1 protein-coding gene is annotated in these 1,065 nt (G+C 71.9%); it reads left to right on the top strand.

The features are described 5' to 3' along the window. Positions 1-1,065, top strand: a 1,065-nt coding sequence (locus DMH03_RS41925) for an acetyl/propionyl/methylcrotonyl-CoA carboxylase subunit alpha (protein ID WP_125797548.1), incomplete at both ends; no start/stop codon positions are given.

Below are 1,065 nucleotides of genomic sequence, written 5' to 3'. Positions count from 1 at the left end.
ATCGCTGTCCGTGTGGCCCGGGCCTGCCGGGACGCCGGGATCGCGAGCGTGGCCGTCTACGCGGATCCGGACCGGGACGCGTTGCATGTCCGTGCCGCTGATGAGGCGTTCGCCCTGGGTGGTGACACCCCCGCGACCAGCTATCTGGACATCGCCAAGGTCCTCAACGCCGCCCGCGAGTCGGGCGCGGACGCCATCCACCCCGGCTACGGATTCCTCTCCGAGAACGCCGAGTTCGCGCAGGCGGTCGGGGACGCCGGTCTGATCTGGATCGGCCCGCCCCCGCACGCCATCCGGGACCTGGGCGACAAGGTCGCCGCCCGCCACATCGCCCAGCGGGCCGGCGCCCCCCTGGTCGCCGGCACCCCCGACCCCGTCTCCGGCGCCGACGAAGTCGTCGCCTTCGCCAGGGAACACGGCCTGCCCATCGCGATCAAGGCCGCCTTCGGCGGCGGCGGCCGCGGCCTCAAAGTCGCCCGCACCCTCGAAGAAGTCCCCGAACTCTACGACTCCGCCGTCCGCGAGGCCGTGGCCGCCTTCGGCCGCGGCGAATGCTTCGTCGAGCGCTACCTCGACCAGCCCCGCCACGTGGAGACCCAGTGCCTGGCCGACACCCACGGCAACGTGGTCGTCGTCTCCACCCGCGACTGCTCCCTCCAGCGCCGCCACCAAAAACTCGTCGAGGAGGCCCCCGCGCCCTTCCTCTCCGACGCCCAGGTGGAGGAGCTGTACGCGTCCTCCAAGGCCATCCTCAAGGAAGCCGGCTACGTCGGCGCCGGCACCGTCGAATTCCTCGTCGGAGCAGACGGCACCATCTCCTTCCTGGAGGTCAACACCCGCCTCCAGGTCGAACACCCCGTCACCGAGGAAGTCGCCGGCATCGACCTGGTCCGCGAGATGTTCCGCATCGCCGACGGCGAAGAACTGGGCTACGACGACCCCGCCCTGCGCGGCCACTCCTTCGAGTTCCGCATCAACGGCGAGGACCCCGGCCGCGGCTTCCTGCCCGCCCCCGGCACCGTCACCCGCTTCGACGCACCCACCGGCCCCGGCGTCCGCCTCGAC

The sequence above is a fragment of the Amycolatopsis sp. WAC 01376 genome (genome assembly GCF_003947415.1).
Classification (GTDB): Bacteria; Actinomycetota; Actinomycetes; order Mycobacteriales; family Pseudonocardiaceae; genus Amycolatopsis.
The sequence above is the reverse complement of the archived record's forward strand: the minus strand, read 5'-3'. Positions and strand labels throughout refer to the sequence as shown.